We start from the raw sequence: 17,109 nt of genomic DNA on the forward strand, positions 1-17,109 counted from the left end.
GATCAGGCCCAGCCGCCGCCCATCGTACCGCCAGGAATCCCCGGCGCCGGGAGTGTTTCTACCAGTCCCTGCAGGCCGAAGCGGTCGAGGCCGATCGTCATCAGCGACAAGGTGCCTCGGAGCTGATCGGCAGTGATGTCACGGGTGATGAACACCAGCCGTGTCCGCCGGTCGTCGGAAGGCCAATCCTCCAGTTCGACGGGTGGATGGAACAGGTGCTGCACGCCGTGGACGACCACCGGCTTGGTATGGTCGCGCAGGTGCACGATGCCCTTCACCCGCAGGATATCCGCGCCTTTCAGGCTGGTGAGAATGTCGATCCAGCGTTCGAACGCTTCGGCGCGGAGCGGCGTGTCGAAGGTCAGGCAGGTTGCTCGGATGCGATCGTCGTGGCGATTGATGTCGTGGTGATGCGCATGGTGCCCGTGATCGGCATGGTCATGCCCATGGCCCCCGTCATAGGCCTCTGCATTCAGCCAGCGGCGTACGTCGTTGCTCTTGGTCTCGGGGTTGTAAAGGCCGGCATCGAACAGGCGTTCGGGATCGGCCGCTCCCTGCAGCACCGGCAGGACCGGTGCGGCCGGGTTGATCGCCCGCAGCCGCGCCTCGATCGCCCGTTGCCCATCGCTGGATAGCAGATCCGTCTTGGTCAGCACGATGCGATCGGCCACGGCCGCCTGGCGCACCGCTTCCTCCTGGGTGTCCATCGTCGCCATGCCATTGACAGCATCGACCGTGGTGACCACGCCGTCGAGGCGGTAGAGAGTCTGCAGCTGCGGATCGGCCATCAGCGTGTGCAGGATCGGCGCGGGATCGGCGAGGCCGGTGGTTTCGATCACAACGCGATCGAACCAGCAACGGCCTTCCCGCGCGAAACGCCAGGGGGCGTCGCGCAAGGTCGCGCGCAGATCGCCCCGAATCGTGCAGCAGAGGCAGCCGCCCATCATCTCCACCACCATGTCCTCGTTCGATCGCGCGATCAGATCATGGTCGAGGCTGACCGCGCCGAACTCGTTGATGATCACCAGCGCGCGGCGCAGCTCCGGCCTCCGCACCAGATGGTTGAGGAGCGTGGTCTTGCCGCTGCCTAGAAAACCGGTGAGCACGCTGACCGGAATTCGCGCCTGCGGGCCCGCGGTCAGTGCGCGCATGCGTACGCTCCCGGTGCTGGGGCGGGATCGATCGCCAGCAGCAGCCGGGTTTCGCCTGCCTCCCCGATCGGCGGCGAGCGATGCAGGATCGAAAGCGACTCCGCCGCCAGCCGCCCTTTGAAGATGCCGACATCGCCGGTTCCCATCTGCCGGATGGGCGTATCGGCGGCCTCGACGCCGTGGATCCACTGGGTGCCGGTTCCCACCAGCGTCGTAAGCAGCCGCGCCGCCACATAATCCGCGTGAAACTTCCGGCAGGCGTCCGTCTCGATCACCTCTAGCCGGATGCTCACGGCGTCCAGCTTGTGGATCGCGGCGAAGCGTCGGGCATGCTGCACGATTTCGTCCGCCAGCGCATCTCCCCGGGCACCTGCCGGGTAGCCGGCCTCGGCGAGCCCTTCGACGACCGCATCCGCCACGGCATCGAGCGTGGTTTCGAAATCCAGGTCGTCGATCTTCGACCAATCGAGCTGCGATAGCCAGGCAAGGCCTTGCGGCAGTGGCCGGCGCCAGATCGCCAGATGCACGTCCGGCCGGGCTATGGAGTCCAGCACAGAGGGCGAGCAGCGTTGCACGGCCATGCCGGCTGCGGCGGTGCGTTCCTGTGTCAACGCGATCATTCTGCTGCCATGGCCGGCTGGGGGCAGTCGCAGGTGGCGCATATCCATGCGCCGCGCGCGATGGTGAAACCCGATGGCGCGGCGGTGAGGAAGCCGGTCGTGGTGCCGGGTCCGGCAGCGTCGAAGGAAATCACCCGGTACTCCAGAAAGTAACGATACAACGTATCATTTTTAGTTGCGCGCGCAATAAAGCTCAAGCGGTCACTTGGCCGATGTCGTTGGCACAGCCCCGGGGTTGGCCCATCGCCGTGAGGCTGGCCCACGAACCTGCCCATTCCTTCCTGCGAGAGGACTAAGGATATGTTGTAACATTCATTGACGCTGGCTAAGGATCGCCGCCTGATCAACGATACTGGACCCTCCATGCGCCTGTCTCCGCTTGTCGCCCTCGCTGCCTCCTCGTTGCTGGCCATGCCGGCACAGGCCGATGAAGGGATGTGGACGTTCGACAATTTCCCTGCTGCCAAGGTGAAGGCCGCCTATGGGGTCACCATCGACCAGGCATGGCTGGACAAGGTGCGCGGCGCGGCGGTGCGCCTGTCCGGGGGCTGCTCCGCTTCGGTGGTCGGCGTGCATGGGCTGGTGCTGACCAACAATCACTGCGTCGCCGAATGTGCGCAGGATCTCTCGTCCAAGGGCAATGATCTCTACATCCAGGGGGTCGTCACCGCCGGGCCGGAGGACGAACGCAAATGCCCGAGTATGCAGGGTGAGATTCTAGAAGGCATCACCGACGTTACCGCGCAGGTGCGCAAGGCGGGTGACGGGCTGGCTGGCGCCGCGCTGATCCAGGCGCGCACCGCGGCGATCGGTGCGATCGAGTTGCAGGGCTGTGCCCGGTCCCCGGCGACGCTGCGCTGCCAGGTGGTCGACCTCTATCATGGCGGGCAGTACAAGCTCTACCGCTACCGCAAATATGCCGATGTCCGGCTGGTCTTCTCGCCGGGCGTACCGACCGCGTTCTTCGGCGGCGACCCGGACAATTTCAACTTCCCCCGCTATGCGCTCGATGCGGCGTTCGTGCGGCTCTACGAAGACGGCAAGCCGGCGGTGACCCCACAGCACCTGCGGTGGAATCCCGCCGCGCCCAAGGCGGGGGAGGCGGTTTTCGTTGCCGGGAACCCCGGCGGTACCGATCGACAGCTGACCGTCGCCCAGCTGGAGCGCCAGCGCGATCGCACGCTGCCGCTGACGTTGCTCCGCATGTCCGAGCTGCGCGGGCGGCTGATCCAGTTCGGCACCGAATCCGACGAGCATCGCCGTCTCGCCCAGGATCTGCTGTTTGGCATCGAGAACAGCTACAAGGTCTATTTCGGGCGGCTTTTCGCGCTGAACGATGCCAGCTTCCTGGCCGACAAACGCGCGCAGGAAGCCGCGCTGCGCACCAAGGCCGGCATCGGCGATGGGCCCTGGAAGCAAATCGCAGGGGCGCAGGCCAAGGCCGAAACGCTGTACCTCGATTACAGCTATGTCGCCGGTGGTCCGATGGGATCGTCGCTGTTCGGTTATGCCCGCGCGCTGGTGCGGGCGGCGGTGGAACGGGCCAAGCCATCGGCACAGCGCCTGCCCGGATTCGCCGATTCGCAGCTGCCGCTGCTCGAAAAGCAGATCCTCGACGCGACGCCGGTTTCGCCCGAGCTGGAGCAGCTGACGCTCACCTTCTGGCTTTCAAAGGCCCGCGAATATCTCGGCAGCGACGGTGCAGGCACCCGGTTGTTGCTCGGCAAGGACAGCCCGGAGGCGCTGGGCACGGCGCTCTCCCGCTCGCGGCTTGGCGATCCGGCCTATCGCAAGCAGCTTTGGGACGGCGGCGCGGCAGCGATCGATGCGTCGGACGATCCGCTGATCGTGTTCGCGCGCCGCATCGATCCCGAGGCACGCCGGCTTCAGGCCGCCTGGATCGACACGGTAACCGGCCCGACGGTGGCGGCGAGCGAGCAGATCGCCCAGGCGCGCTTCGCCGCGTTCGGCGACAGCCTCTATCCCGACGCGACGTTCACGCTGCGGCTTTCCTTTGGCAAGATCGCCGGCTGGAGCGAGCGCGGGACCGAGGTGGCGCCCTTCACCACCTTCGCCGGCCTGTACGCCCGCGCGACCGGCCAGGCGCCGTTCAAGCTCGACCCCCGCTGGGTTGCGGCAAAGGACCGGCTGAATCCGAACACCATCTTCAACATCAGTACCACCAACGACATCATCGGCGGCAATTCGGGATCGCCGCTGATCAATGCCAAGGCCGAGGTGATCGGCGCGGTGTTCGACGGCAACATCCACAGCCTGGGGGGCAATTACGGCTATGACCCCGCCACCAACCGGGCGATCTCGGTATCGGCTGCGGCGGTGAGCGAGGCGCTGCGCACGGTCTATGGCGCGACCGCACTCGCCGACGAACTCGGTGGATGAGCCAAGACGGGGAGGGGCTGCTCCCTCCCCGTTTCGACGGAAGAGCCGCCGCCGCGCCCACCGTGCCGCTTTGTCCAAGCAATAAACCGCTTCTGGCTGGCGCGCCCGCTTGCGCAGACGCAACCATGCCGCCGACGCGGTTCGTCGCCATGGAGCGGGTGCAGCCAGTCGAGCAGTGCCGCCCTGATCGGCCGGCCCGTCGCGGACGGGGAGGATCCGGCCGCTAGCCGCGGCGACATCTGCCCGAACACCGGCCGCACCCGATCCGGCAGGTCGAGCAATATGCCCGTGCCGCTGACGATCGGTAGCACCGGCGCGCCGTCCCCATCGCCTTGTGCAGCGCCGTCATGCCGATATCGATCCTGCCGATCGTGTTCTGCGCGCGGCCCGTGCCTCGCGCAGCGTCGCGGCACCGGCGGAGAGGCGCGACGCCCGCTTGGGGACGGCAATATACTGCGACAGATAAATGCCGTTATGGCCCGAACAGAGGTACGCGACGAAGCACGCGACAGTGATCGGCACGGCATGGGTTGCCCCGAACAGTTCGATGCCCATGATCGTGCAGGCCAGCGGCGTGTTGGCCGCGCCTGCGAACACGGCGACGAAGCCGAGCCCGGCGAACAGGTCGATCGGCGCGCCGAGCAGCCCGCCCAGCGCGTTGCCGAGCGCGGCGCCGATGAAGAACAGCGGGGTCACCTCGCCACCCTTGAAGCCGGCGCTGAGCGTGACGACGGTGAACAGCATCTTGAGCGCCCAGCTCCAAGGATCGACCGGCCCGGTGAAGAATCCTGCGATCGTCGGGTCGCCTGGAATGGCGGACCAGACCCCGAGCCCGAGATAGCCGCGCGTGCCGACGATCCAGACCAGTGCGATCACCAGCACACCGCCCAGCGCGGCGCGCGCCGGGCCATAGGGAAGGCGCGCCTTGAGAAAGCCGCCCAGCACATGATTCGCCTCGGCAAAGGCCAGCCCCGCCAGCCCGAACAGCACGCCGGCCAGCGCTGCCTTGGCGAGCAGCAGCGGCGCGACCAGCAGCGCGCCGCCCCCAGCGGCCGGGGTGACAATGTGATATGGCGTGTGGTGGATGCCCCAGGCATGGCAGGTCCAGTCGCCGACCAGTGCGGCGAGCAGGCAGGGCAGGAGGTGCGTGGTTTCGATCCGGCCCACCGCCAGCACTTCGAGCGCGAACACCGCACCTGCGAGCGGCGTGCCGAACACCGCGCCGAACCCGGCCGCCACGCCTGCCATCAGCAGGATGCGCACGCCGGCAGCGTCCAGCCGGAACAGGCCGGCTACGGCGCTGGCGATGCTGCCGCCGAGTTGCACCGCGGTCCCCTCGCGGCCCGCCGAGCCGCCGAACAGATGCGTCGCGATCGTGCCGAGGAACACCAGCGGCGCCATCCGCAACGGCACGCCGCCGCCGCCCGGTTCGTGGATCTGTTCGACGATCAGATTGTTGCCTGCTTCGACCGACCGCCCGAGGCGATGGTAGAGCAGCGCGATCGCCGCGCCACCCAGGGGCAGCAGGTACAGGAGCCACGGATGATCAAACCGCGCCCGTGTCGCGGCGTCGAGACTCCCCAAGAACGCGGCACACAGCGTACCGATCAGCGCGGCCGTCGGCACCAGGATCAGTGTCCAGCGCAGCACCGACTGGACCTGATCGCGGCGGTCGCGGAAGAACGCCCTCCGGTTGAACGGATCGGTCCGGCTATCGAAAGTAACGCGCACGATTCCTCCTCGCTGCCTTGCGGCGCCTGGTAGGAATCATCGGCCCTTGCAAGGGCGGTTCGGCCACATGGCCCGGCGGAAATCCATCGCCGTACGCCGCTCTATGCGAAAGAGCCGCGCGCCGTCAACCGCTGCCCCGATCTAGCAAATGCACGATCCGCTAGCGGCCTGTGGCGCGCGGGGTGACTGCCGGCCGCAGTCCGAGCCATCGGCGCGCACCCGGCAGATGCACCAGCACCAGCCGTTCCACTGCCAGCACGAGCAGCAGGCTGATCCCCATCAGCGGCAGGAACAGGCCGAGCGCCGCCACCAGCGCGAAGAACGCCACTGCGAACGGCGCGGGTGCCGCCGCACGCGGCGCCCCCAATATCCCCTGCGGACGCCGCCGCCACCACAGGACAATGCTGCTCACCGCCAGCAGAATCAGGCCGATCGCGGTCAGCAGGTTCAGCAACTGGTTGAGCCAGCCGAACGCCTGCCCCTCATGCACTGCCACGCCATACCCGACCAGCCGATCGACCAGCCGGCGCTGGGCGAAATCCTTGCGCGAGAGGATCGCGCCGCTATCGCCGTCCAGGGTCAGATCGGTGCGCAGCGGCCGATTGGCGGCATCGGACTTGGCGGTCCAGGGCTGGCCCGGTCCGGTCGGCGGCGCGACCAGGACCGGCGTCGCCAGCCGCAGCGGCCCCAAGGTTGCAATCAACCGGTCGAGCGGCACCAGCGAGACGGCCGGGTGCGCCATCGCCATGCCGTGATGCTCGGTATGCGCGCCCATCATCGCGCGGGTACCGGCATCGGCAGCGGCGCGCTGGCGGAGTTCCTCGGCATGGCCGGTGGTCCAGTCCTGCTTGACCGGATGACCTTCGACCACGCCGCGTACTGCCTTCAGATAGCCGCCCCAGCTCTTCGCCCAAGGCAAGCCCGACACGAGCAGGAACAGCGCGAAGGCCGAGACCCAGAAGCCCGTCACCGCGTGCAGATCGCGCCAGAAGCGGCGGCCGCCCGCACCCAGCCGCGGATAGAGCACCCCGGCGATACGCCCGTCGCGCGGCCACCAGAGGAACAGGCCGGAGAGGAGCATCACGATCGTCCACGAGGCCGCCAGCTCGACGAGGTAGGAGCCGGGCGTGCCTGCCAGTAGCTCGCCGTGCAGGCGGAAGATCACCCGCATCAGTCTTTGATCCTCGTCGACCGTCTTCAGCACCGCCAGCGTCTGCGGGTGGATATAGACACGGGTCTCGTCCTTTCCGTTGCCGACGATGACCTGCACCGCCTGCCGATCGGTGACCGGCAGCTGGTAGCGGTGCAGTACCGATCCGGGCACGGCCCGTACCGCCGCGGCGGCCTGCGCCGCCGCCGAGGCGCGGGGGCCGGTGATGGCCAGGTTCGCATAGGGCGCATCGATCAGTGCCTCCACCTGGGGGCGAAACAGATAGATCGAGCCGGTGATCGCCAACCACAGTACGAAGGGAATGCAGAACAGGCCGGCATAGAAATGCCAGCGCCAGACGGCCGCGGTGCTCGGCCAGCGGGGGGCACGGGATTGCTGCATGATTCGCTCTCCCTCAGAACCGCGCCTTGACGCCGGCATAGACCGTGCGAGGCTGCCCGGCGTAGACCGAGCCGGTGGTGTTGGCGAGCACCGAGGCCGGGTTCTCCGCCCCCGTCGCCGCATTCAGGCTGTTCGCGATCACCGAGGCGGAGCCGACCGTGATGACGTCGAACAGATTCTGCACCGAGGCATAGAAGCGCAGCCGCCGGGTCCCGCGGGGCGGATCATAGTGCAGGTTTACGTTCACGAGCGTTGCCGACGGCATCGCCAGCAGGTTGCTGTTGTCGACGAAGAAGCGGTCGCGATAGGTGAGCTCCGCAAAGCCGCCGACGCCCGCGAGCGGCCCCGCCGGCTGGTCATAGCCCGCCCGAATGTTGACGAAATGGGGGATCACGCCCGGAATCGCCTTGCCGCGGCGATCGAGCAGCCGCGAGATGCTGCCGGCGGTAAGCCGTTCCTGGAAGTCGGTATAATATTGGTCGTTATAGCTGTAGCTGGCATCGAGCTTCGCCCCTGGCAGCACGCCCGGCAACGGTCGCCAGCCAAATCCCAGCTCGATGCCGCGATGCACCGATCGCGGCACGTTCGTGGTATAGGCGAGCAGGTTCACCCCGGCCGACTGGCTGACCAGTTCGTTGGTGAACCACTCCTGATAGCCGGTGAGTTCCGCCGTGAAATTCCGCCCCAGCGTCACCTGGGCGCCGATGTCGATGCCGGTGTTGCGCTGTGCCTTCAGGCTCCTGTTGTTTCCCGCCACGCCGGCCGCGGTGACGAACAGGTTGCCGGCCTGCGGGATGCCATAGCCCGTCCCCACTCGCGCATGCAGCCGCACCGCGTCCACCGCCTGCCAGAACAATGCGGCTTCGGGCGCAACATTGGTGAAATGCCGCTCGGCGGGAATGAAGGCGAGGAGCGGGGTGGCGCCCAGGGGGTAGCTATAGGCGGTCTGGCGGACGTTCAGGATCGAACGCTCCGCACCGATGCCGGCGATCGCCTGCAACCTTGTGGTGAGCTGTAGTTCCTCGCGGGCGCGCAGCCCCATGTTCCGCACATCGCCAAACACCGTCTGGGTGAGCGCGCCGAAGCCGTTGCGGCCCGCCGGCGTCTTGTTGAAGCTGAAGCTCTGGTTGTCGAGATAGTTGTAGAACAGGCCCACGAAGCTGGTCGCCGCCATGCCGCCGATGGTGCCGTGGCTGGTGATGTCGGACGTCAGATTGTAGCTGTTGAGCGTGCCCTTGAACGGCGTCGCGCTGGTTGGCTGGTTGACGACGCGGGCATCGAAGGTCGCCTGGGTGCGCCAGGTCGTGTTCGGCCCCAGATCATGCTCGTAGCGCGTGCCGACGATCGTGCGCCGATCGTTGCGGGCAAGGTCGCCTTCGTCCGCCGTCTGGGCGATACGGGCGCCGTTGACGCCGTTGACCAGTACCGAAATCGTGCCGCAGCCCGGCGCCGCGGTCGCCGCCGCCTTGCAGCCCTGCTGATAGGGGTTGGCGAGATACTGGTTGTAGGAAAGCCGGGTGGAAAGGCGGAAATCGCCTTCGTTGTAGATCAGCTTCACCGCTACCCGGTCGCGCGGGCCAAGTTCGAAGCGGGCGAGCGCATTGAGCGTGCCGGTTTCGTAGCCGGTATGGCCGGTGGCGCCGTCGCCGCGCACATAGCTGCCGAACACCGCGACATCGTGCACCGCATTGCCGTCGCCCACCGTGGCATAGAGATTGGCGAACCCGTCCCCGCCGATATCGAACCCCGCCTCGATTCCCTGGATGTCGCGGCCGGCGCGGGTGCGGAAATTGACCGCGCCCCCCAGCGCGTAATTGCCGTAGCGCGCCGAGGAGGGCCCGCGCACCACGTCCACCGCGCCATAGGCATGGGGATCGGTCAGGTCGAAGCGCGCCAGGCCGTCGGGCTGGGTGACGGGGAAATCATCCTCGAACACCTGCAGGTTGCGCGCGCCGAACGAATTGCGCGCATTGGAGCCGCGCACCGATACGCTCACGTCGCGCGGGCCGTTGCCCTGCGTCACGGCGATGCCGGGCGAAAGCCGCACGATATCGGCGATGGTCGTTGCCGGGGTGTTGCGGAACGCCGCGGCATCGACGGTGGTGACGGTCTGCCCGCTGATGCGCGTGGTGAGCGACAGGGCCTTGCTGGTGACGAAAATCTCGTCGGTCGGCGCGGCACTGGCGCTCGCCGGCACCGCGGCCGGCGGTGGCGCCGCGACTGCCGCGTGATCGAGCGTTGCCAACTCGGCATCGATGGCGGCGCGTTGGCGCAGCAATTCTGCGCGGCGATCCGCGCTTGCGGTCTGCGCATGAACGGCAGATGCGGAGAGGACGGCCGAAATAGCCGCCGAAACGAATAGCTTGGACATGAAACTTCCCTGATCCGGGGGGCGTGCGGCCACAGGGCGCACACCCATCAACGACGACGACGGAATCAGGCGAAGCGCGGCGGCCCTCTAAGCGGTGGTCGAAGATAGACGCGGGCGATCGCCGGAATCGCCGCAGCGGTACGGATGGCCCGTTCGAGCAGGAAGGCGATCGCCAGCAGCAGCAGCAGCAGCGGATCGACCGCGGCTAGTCCCGGCATCGAAAGGCCGGCAAAGGCGCACGGCATCTCGCCCTTCTGCCGGTGCTCGTCGGGGCTGGTGCGATCATCGCTGGCCGGGATCGTCACCGCAAGGGTCGCCGGGCCATAGCCGGAGCAGAAACCCAGGACGAGGGTGTGGCCAGATGTCACCGGCATGAACCCGGCCGGCAGCAGCAGCTTCATCAGCAGCGCAGTCGCGATCAGCCAGCCGCACAGCAGGCGATGGGTGAACAGAAGGCGGCGCAGGGCGGTCACGAATTCCCCGCTAAACGCCGCCCATTCATTTGTCGATTGCTTCCGACTCGCCGATGGCGAGCAGCTAGCAGCCGATCGTCTCTCCGGCATGTCGGCGCAGCCCTTCGCGAAGCCATAGCAGGCCACGATCCGTCGCGCGGGTGCGGTTGAACTGGATCATCTCGCGCATCTTCGGCAGCGGGAAAGGCGGCGGCGCCATCGCCAGCGGCAGCTTGCCCATGAACAGGCGGGCGAGCCGCGCATGGACGAGCGCGATGCGCTGCGTTCCCGGAAGCAGCCAGGGCACCAGCGTGAACGACGTCACCGTCACTTCGATGCGGCGCGTATCGCCGCGCGCCCGCACAACCTGATCGATAAAGGCGGGGGTGTTGGACAATTCGACGACGACATGGCCTGCCGCCTGGTATTCGGCTTCGGTGATCGGCTTGGCGAACAGCGGGTTTTCGGACCAGCCGAGCAGCACATGCTCTTCCTCGAACAACAATTCGGTGGGGTGCCCCTGCGCCTGGAACTGTTCTGGCGAGATGATGCAGTCGACTTCGCCGCGCTCCATCTGTTCGGTGATCCCCGTATGGGGGGCGACCACCGAACAGCGGATGCCGGGGGCCTGCACCGCCATTTCCGCAAGCAGCGGCTGCACCGCGATCGAAGTGACATAGTCCGAGGCGGCGATGCGAAAGCTGCGGCGGGAAGTCTGCGGATCGAACAGGGTGGATCCAGAGATCAGCGCCTGGGCGGTCGCCACGATTTCGGCGACGCGGGGCGCCAGTTCCTGCGCGTGTGGGCTCGGCACCATCTGCTTGCCGTTGGCCACCAGCAGCGGATCGTTGAACGATTCGCGGAGCCGCCGCAGCGCGGCGCTCATTGCAGGCTGGGTCAGGCGCAGGCGTTCGGCAGCGCGGGTGACGCTGCGCTCCTCCATCAGCGTGTGAAAGGCGACGAGCAAGTTCAGATCAAACCGATCGAGACGCATGACATCAATCCTGTGAATGATAATACATAAAATATAGCAATTTTGATTAATGTCAAAACCCGCTCATCATCGCCCGGAGCGGATACGAAGAGATCCGCGTCGACAGGAGAGTGGATGTGAGACGGGCATGGAGGCGGACCAGTTCGATACTGGCGATGAGCATCGGGGGCATGATCAACCCGGCACTTTCGCAGGATCGCAGCGAGGTGAGGGAGCAAAACGCGCCCGCCGAGAGCGCCGCGCCGCCGGCCGCCGATCAGCAGGGGCTTCAGGAAATCATCGTCACCGCGCAGCGCAAGGCCGAAAACCTGCAGCGCGCCGGCATTCCGGTTGCCGTCGTCACCGGCGAGCAGTTGGTGAGCCGCGGGCTGACCAGCTCGAACGAGCTCGGCAATTCGGTGCCGTCGCTCGCCGCGCAGCCGCAGGGGGGTGCGAACACGGTGTTCTTCCTGCGCGGCGTCGGCAATTTCACCGTCAACGGGTATAGCGATCCCGCCGTCGCCTTCAATTACGACGGGGTGTATCTCGGCCGCGCGACCTCCACCTCGGGTGTTTTCTACGATCTCGAGCGCGTGGAAGTGCTGAAGGGGCCGCAGGGCACGCTCTACGGCCGCAACGCCACGGCCGGCGCGATCAACGTGCTGCCGACCCGGCCCAGGCTGGGCGAGAACAGCGGCTTCATCACCGCGAGCTATGGCAATTATGGTGCGCTGAACGTCCAGGGCGCGGTGAACATCGCAATGGGCGAGCATGGCGCGATGCGCGTCGCCGGCAATATCGTCCAGCGTGAAGGCTACCAGACCGATGGCACCAGCGACGAGAAGACGCAGGCGTTGCGCGTCCAGTTCCTCAGCGAGCTGACCCCGGACCTTACCGTCCGCGTGGGCGGCGATTTCTCGCACAGCGGCGGCAAGGGGCCTGGCTCCACCTATGCCGGCCGGATCGCGTTCAACGGCACGAGCAACCTGTTCGTACCGTCCGGGCTCAGCAAGGATAGCGGGCTGTTCTCGCCGGAAGCGCAGGCCTATCGCCAGACGCTGTTCAGCGGGCTCGCCGGTCGCACGCTGGTCCCGCTGGACGTGCAGCCCTATCTCGACAACGACTATTACGGGGCCAATGCCGAAATCAGCCTTCGCACCGGCGCCGGCACGCTCACCGTCATCCCCGCCTGGCGCTATTCGAAGCTAGACAACCGCTTCGCCGTGCCCGCCTTCTATGGCAACGTCGCCGAAACGGATGAACAGAAGAGCCTGGAAGTGCGTTTCTCGGGCGATCGCGTCGGCATTTTCGACTACATGCTTGGCGCCTATTATTTCGACGAGTCCATCGCGGCGACCTATCTCTTTGCCCAGCAGGCGCTGAACGCGTATCAGCAATTCACCTCCGACACGAAGTCCTATGCCGGCTTCGGGCGGATTACGACCAATTTCACCGATCGGCTGCGGTTGATCGGCGGCCTGCGCTATACGAAGGACGACAAGGACTTCAACGGTCGCGCGGATGTGTTCCTCGTCCGCTGCACCGTCGTGGCGCAGGGGCGGCCGAGCTGCCCGACGGCGCCGCTGCTGCCGTCCACCGGCCGCTATCAGGACCTGTCCGCACCGTTCCCAACCGTGCCGGACAACCAGGCCAGGCCGATCGGTACTACCGGCGCGCTGCTGATCCACGCCGTAACGCCGGTGAACACCACGCTTTCCAACGACCGGTTCACCTATCACCTTGGCGCCGAGTTCGATGTCGGTCCGCATTCGCTGCTCTACGCCAATTACGAGACCGGCTATCGTTCCGGCGGCTTCGCGCTTTCGGCCGGGTACGAGACGTTCCAGCCCGAATTCATCGACGCCTACACGATCGGCATGAAGAACCGGTTCTTCGACAACCGCCTGCAGCTGAACCTTGAGGCGTTCCTGTGGAAGTATCGCAACCAGCAGGTGAACCACACCGGCATCGATCGGAATGGCAACCAGGGCCAGTTCACGGAAAATGTCGGCAAATCGACCAACAAGGGCATCGAGGTGGAGGCGCAGTTCCTTGCCACGCCGAACACGTTGCTCAGCGTCAACGTCCAGTATCTCGATGCGAAGTACGACAATTTCGTCTATCGTGAGCCGATCGGCGCAACGCCGCCGAACACCGGCTGCCCCTATCGCCCCAGCGCCACGGCGGGGTTGTACGATATCGATTGTTCGGGCCGCAGCGCCTATCAGTCGCCGAAATGGACGATGAACCTGGGCGGGCAGCAGACCGTGCCGCTGGGGGACTATAAGGTCGTGCTGTCGGCCGACACCCAGTATCGCTCCAGTCGCGTCGTCGGTTTCGAATACATGCCCAACCAGCTGGTTGGTTCGACCTGGGTGAGCAACGCGCAGCTGGCCTTCGCCGCTGCCGACGATCGCTGGTCGATCGCCGCCTTCGTCCGCAACATCGAGGATGAGCGCTACCAGGCCAGTGCCCAGATCTACGGGGCCGGCTCTGCCGCCCTCGCGGTCTATTCCCCGCCGCGCACCTACGGCGTGCGCGTCTCGTCGAAATTCTGAGGAAGTACGGATGCAGTCTCTCAAGATCCTCGTCATCGGCGGCGGTATCGGCGGCCTCACCGCCGCCATCGCCCTTCGGCAGAAAGGCTTTTCGGTCGAAGTGATCGAGCGCGACCCCGACTGGTCGGTCTATGGCGTGGGGATCATCCAGCAGGCCAATGTGCTGCGGGCGATGAAGACGCTCGATCTGCTCGATGCCTATCTGGATGCCGGCGTCGGCTTCGACGCGGTGGAGATATTCCGGCCGGACGGGGTGAAGGTCGCGCGGGTGCCCGCGCCCCGGCTGCTCGAAGGCTATCCGGCCAATGTCGGCATCGGCCGTCCGGCGCTGCACAAGGTGATCGGCGACCGGACCATCGCGCTCGGCGCCGAGGTGCGACTGGGCATCACCGCCGAGACGATCGTCGACGATGGCGAGCAAGTGGCGGTGACCTTTTCGGACGGCAGCAGCGGTATCTACGATCTCGTGATCGGCGCCGACGGCGTCTATTCGCAGACGCGGACGACGCTGTTCCCGGATGCCGAGCGGCCGGCGTTCACCGGGCAGGCGGTGTGGCGCTACAATTTCCCGCGCTTCCCTGCGCTCGATGCGCTGCAGGTGTATAATGGCCCGACCGGCGTCGGCTTCGTGCCGATCAGCGAGGCCTTGATGTACATGTATGTCACCACGCCGGAGCCGGGCAATCCGCGCTACCCACGCGAAGGGCTGGCCGCGGCGATGCGGGGCAAGCTTGCCGCTTGCGCGCCGGCGATCCGTGCCCTGGCCGAGCAGATCACCGACGATGATGGCGTCGTCTATCGCCCGCTGGAGGGGATGCTGGTGGAGGGGCCCTGGCATCGCGGCCGCGTTGTGCTGCTCGGCGACGCGGTGCACGCCACCACGCCGCATCTCGGCCAGGGTGCCGGCATGGCGATCGAGGACAGCATCGTCCTCGCCGAGGAACTCGCGCTTGGCGACAGCGTGGAGCAGGCCTTCGCTGCCTATCGCGCCCGTCGCTTCGATCGCTGTGCCTATATCGTCCGCCAGAGCCTGGCGATCTGCCACGGCCAGCTCGGCAAGGGGCCGCAGATCGATAACGCAAAGGCGACCGCCGAGATGTTCGCCGTCACCGCAAAACCCATCTGATCCCCAGGAAAGACGATCATGACCCGTGTTACCGAGATCCGCTATGTCGGCTATGCCGTCACCGACTTTGACGCCGAGAAGAAATATTACGAGGAAATCTGGGGCCTCGAATCTGTGCCCAGCGACGATGGCATGGCGTGGTTCAAGGCACAGGGGCATGACGAGCATCATGTCGTCCGCCTGCGCTCTGCGGACGAGAACCGCATCGACGTGATCGCGCTGGCGGCGGACAGCCGCGCCGATGTCGACGCGATCCGCGCCAAGGCCGAGGCCGCCGGCTGCAAGATCGTTCGCGAGCCCGCCGAACTGACGACGCCCGGCGGCGGCTATGGCTTCCGTTTCTTCTCGCCCGACGGCCTGTTGTTCGAAATCTCCAGCGACGTCGCGCGCGGCCAGCACCGCGACATCGCCCGCTGGGACGGCGTGCCGGTGAAGATCAGCCATATCGTGCTGCACTCGCCAGACCATCAGGCGGCGGTACGGTTCTTCACCGAGGTGCTCGGCTTCAAGGTGTCCGACTGGCTGGGCGACTTCATGTGCTTCCTGCGCTGCAACTCGGCGCATCACCGGATCGCGTTGCTGCCGGGGCCTGCCTGCCTCAACCATGTCGCCTATGACATGGAGGGGATCGACGGCATGATGCGCGGCGCGCACCGGCTGAAGCTCAACGGCATCAACATCGGCTGGGGGCCGGGGCGGCACACCGCCGGCAACAACACCTTCAGCTATTTCGTCACGCCCAGCGGCTTTGTGACCGAATATACGTCCGAGCTGGAAGAAGTCGATTTCGAGGCACATCAGCACCAGGTCTACACGCCGGCGCCGCTGGTCATGGACCAGTGGGGCATCGGCACCGGCGGCCCGCAGACGCTGCCGCATCCCGCGCCCAATCCGGGCCTGTTCGTGGCAGTGGAGGCCTGATCCGGTGGCGTTGTTCGAATATTTCCCGAACTATATCTGGAACCTCTCGGTCGCGATCGCGATGGAGAGCGGCGGCCAGATCGGCGAGCTGGTCGACATGTGCCAGCCGATCAAGGACGCGGCGGCGAGCGGCGCGGACGCCGGCACCCCGCAGTTTATGGCGCAGTGGGTCGCGATGGCGGACAAGCTGATCGACCTCGCCGGCGAGGATGAGGCAGGCGGCCGGGCGCTTTCCGCTTCGAACAAGCTGGAACGTGCGGCGCTCTATCTGTTCACCGGCGAGCGGATGCAGGGCCATGGCCATCCCGGCCGCAAGGAAACCTATGCCAAGGCGCGTGCGACGTTCGACAAGTCGACGGTTCTCGGCAAGATCAACCGCGAGCGGGTGGAGATACCCCTCGCCAGCGGCACCATGCCGGCGCTCTACACCCGCGCGCCGGGCGAGGGCCCCAAGCCGGTCGTGGTCTATTGCAACGGCCTCGATAGCTGCAAGGAGCTGCTCTACTGGTCGCGGCTGCCCGAGGCGCTGGCGCGGCGCGGCGTCTCCACGCTCTGCGTCGACCAGCCCGGCTCGGGCGAGGCGCTGCGGTTGCAGGGCCTGCCGGTCGATCCGCATTCGGAGCATTGGGCCTCGAAGGCGGTCGACTGGCTCGAGCAGCAGCCGGACGTCGATCCCAAGCGCATCGGCATGACCGGTATTTCGCTCGGCGGTCACTTCGCCCCCCGCGCGGTCGCCTATGAGCCCCGCTTCGCCTCGGGCGCCTGCTGGGGCGCCAACCATAATTGGGCCGAGGTCCAGCAGAAGCGTCTCAAGCGCGAGGGCGAGAACCCGGTGCCGCATTATTGGGCGCACGTCATGTGGGCCTTCGGCGCCAGGGACATGGACGATTTCTTCGCCAAGGCCGAGGCGATGAACCTCAACGGCCATATGGACGGGGTGAAGGTGCCGTTCCTCGTCACGCACGGGGCACAGGATCGCCAGATCAGCGTGCAGTACGCCCATGACTGCTACGACCAGCTGGTCAACAGCCCGAAGCGTGAACTGAAGATCTTCACCGCGCGCGAGGGCGGGGTCGAGCATGTCGGCGCGGACAATATGGCGTACGGCCGCGACTATATCGCCGACTGGTTCGCCGATACGTTGGGTGGGCGAACCGCATGACATGTGCGACCGGGATCAGGCCCGTCGTGGCACCGGCAGGCATGATCGGTGGAGGGATCCATGCGATCCTCGGCATCCTGTCCTTTCTCGGC

General features: G+C 66.5%; 13 protein-coding genes and 1 riboswitch. Of the genes, 5 read left to right on the plus strand and 8 right to left on the minus strand.

What is annotated here, in order from left to right; translation table 11 throughout:
* Window positions 1–2 precede the first annotated feature (2 nt).
* Genes DD559_RS03885 through DD559_RS19560 form a run of 3 tightly spaced genes read right to left on the minus strand, consistent with a single transcriptional unit; the run spans window position 3 to window position 1,968 of the window.
* On the minus strand, window positions 3–1,151 hold the full coding sequence (locus tag DD559_RS03885) for a CobW family GTP-binding protein (RefSeq protein ID WP_116468027.1): 1,149 nt from the start codon (window positions 1,149–1,151) through the stop codon (window positions 3–5).
* Window positions 1,139–1,771, minus strand: coding sequence for a DUF1826 domain-containing protein (locus DD559_RS03890; protein WP_240610111.1), 633 nt, complete (start codon window positions 1,769–1,771; stop codon window positions 1,139–1,141). Before DD559_RS03890 ends, DD559_RS03885 begins: the two co-directional genes overlap by 13 nt.
* Entirely contained in the window at window positions 1,768–1,968 is a 201-nt protein-coding gene (locus DD559_RS19560) for a hypothetical protein (RefSeq protein ID WP_133243770.1), read from the minus strand. The genes DD559_RS03890 and DD559_RS19560 overlap by 4 nt, the downstream gene beginning before the upstream one ends.
* Window positions 1,969–2,134: 166 nt before the next feature.
* Here DD559_RS19560 and DD559_RS03895 point away from each other — a divergent pair, with 166 nt between their 5' ends.
* Window positions 2,135–4,171, plus strand: a complete 2,037-nt coding sequence (locus tag DD559_RS03895; protein ID WP_116468028.1) for a S46 family peptidase — start codon at window positions 2,135–2,137, stop codon at window positions 4,169–4,171.
* A gap of 345 nt (window positions 4,172–4,516) precedes the next feature.
* Here DD559_RS03895 and DD559_RS03900 read toward each other — a convergent pair whose 3' ends face one another.
* The 5 genes from DD559_RS03900 to DD559_RS03920 form a co-directional block, all read right to left on the minus strand.
* Complete coding sequence (locus DD559_RS03900) at window positions 4,517–5,902, minus strand: voltage-gated chloride channel family protein (RefSeq protein WP_116468029.1); 1,386 nt, start codon at window positions 5,900–5,902, stop codon at window positions 4,517–4,519.
* A 23-nt stretch (window positions 5,903–5,925) separates the two neighbouring features.
* Window positions 5,926–6,002, minus strand: a riboswitch (Fluoride riboswitch).
* A 60-nt stretch (window positions 6,003–6,062) separates the two neighbouring features.
* A complete protein-coding gene (locus tag DD559_RS03905) occupies window positions 6,063–7,454 on the minus strand; it encodes a PepSY-associated TM helix domain-containing protein (protein WP_116468030.1) in 1,392 nt (463 codons plus the stop codon).
* A 13-nt stretch (window positions 7,455–7,467) separates the two neighbouring features.
* The gene (locus DD559_RS03910; protein WP_116470701.1) at window positions 7,468–9,825 is read right to left on the minus strand and encodes a TonB-dependent receptor family protein; all 2,358 of its coding nucleotides are present in this window, start codon (window positions 9,823–9,825) and stop codon (window positions 7,468–7,470) included.
* A gap of 65 nt (window positions 9,826–9,890) precedes the next feature.
* Window positions 9,891–10,298 carry a DUF2946 family protein gene (locus DD559_RS03915; RefSeq protein ID WP_116468031.1) on the minus strand — a complete coding sequence of 136 codons (408 nt, stop codon included), beginning with the start codon at window positions 10,296–10,298 and terminating at the stop codon, window positions 9,891–9,893.
* 64 nt (window positions 10,299–10,362) lie between these two features.
* Window positions 10,363–11,271, minus strand: coding sequence for a LysR family transcriptional regulator (locus DD559_RS03920; protein ID WP_116468032.1), 909 nt, complete (start codon window positions 11,269–11,271; stop codon window positions 10,363–10,365).
* A 155-nt stretch (window positions 11,272–11,426) separates the two neighbouring features.
* Here DD559_RS03920 and DD559_RS03925 point away from each other — a divergent pair, with 155 nt between their 5' ends.
* Genes DD559_RS03925 through DD559_RS03940 form a run of 4 tightly spaced genes read left to right on the plus strand, consistent with a single transcriptional unit; the run spans window position 11,427 to window position 17,017 of the window.
* Window positions 11,427–13,808 carry a TonB-dependent receptor gene (locus DD559_RS03925; protein WP_240610112.1) on the plus strand — a complete coding sequence of 794 codons (2,382 nt, stop codon included), beginning with the start codon at window positions 11,427–11,429 and terminating at the stop codon, window positions 13,806–13,808.
* A 10-nt stretch (window positions 13,809–13,818) separates the two neighbouring features.
* On the plus strand, window positions 13,819–14,934 hold the full coding sequence (locus tag DD559_RS03930; protein ID WP_116468033.1) for an FAD-dependent oxidoreductase: 1,116 nt from the start codon (window positions 13,819–13,821) through the stop codon (window positions 14,932–14,934).
* Window positions 14,935–14,952: 18 nt separating this feature from the next.
* Window positions 14,953–15,855: a VOC family protein gene (locus tag DD559_RS03935; protein ID WP_116468034.1), complete on the plus strand. Its 903-nt coding sequence runs from the start codon at window positions 14,953–14,955 to the stop codon at window positions 15,853–15,855.
* Between the two features lie 4 nt (window positions 15,856–15,859).
* Window positions 15,860–17,017, plus strand: a complete 1,158-nt coding sequence (locus tag DD559_RS03940) for an alpha/beta hydrolase family protein (protein ID WP_116468035.1) — start codon at window positions 15,860–15,862, stop codon at window positions 17,015–17,017.
* The last annotated feature ends 92 nt before the right edge of the window (window positions 17,018–17,109 follow it).

Origin of the sequence: Sphingomonas pokkalii, assembly GCF_003096275.1 — a bacterium.
In the GTDB taxonomy this organism is placed as follows: domain Bacteria; phylum Pseudomonadota; class Alphaproteobacteria; order Sphingomonadales; family Sphingomonadaceae; genus Sphingomonas; species Sphingomonas pokkalii.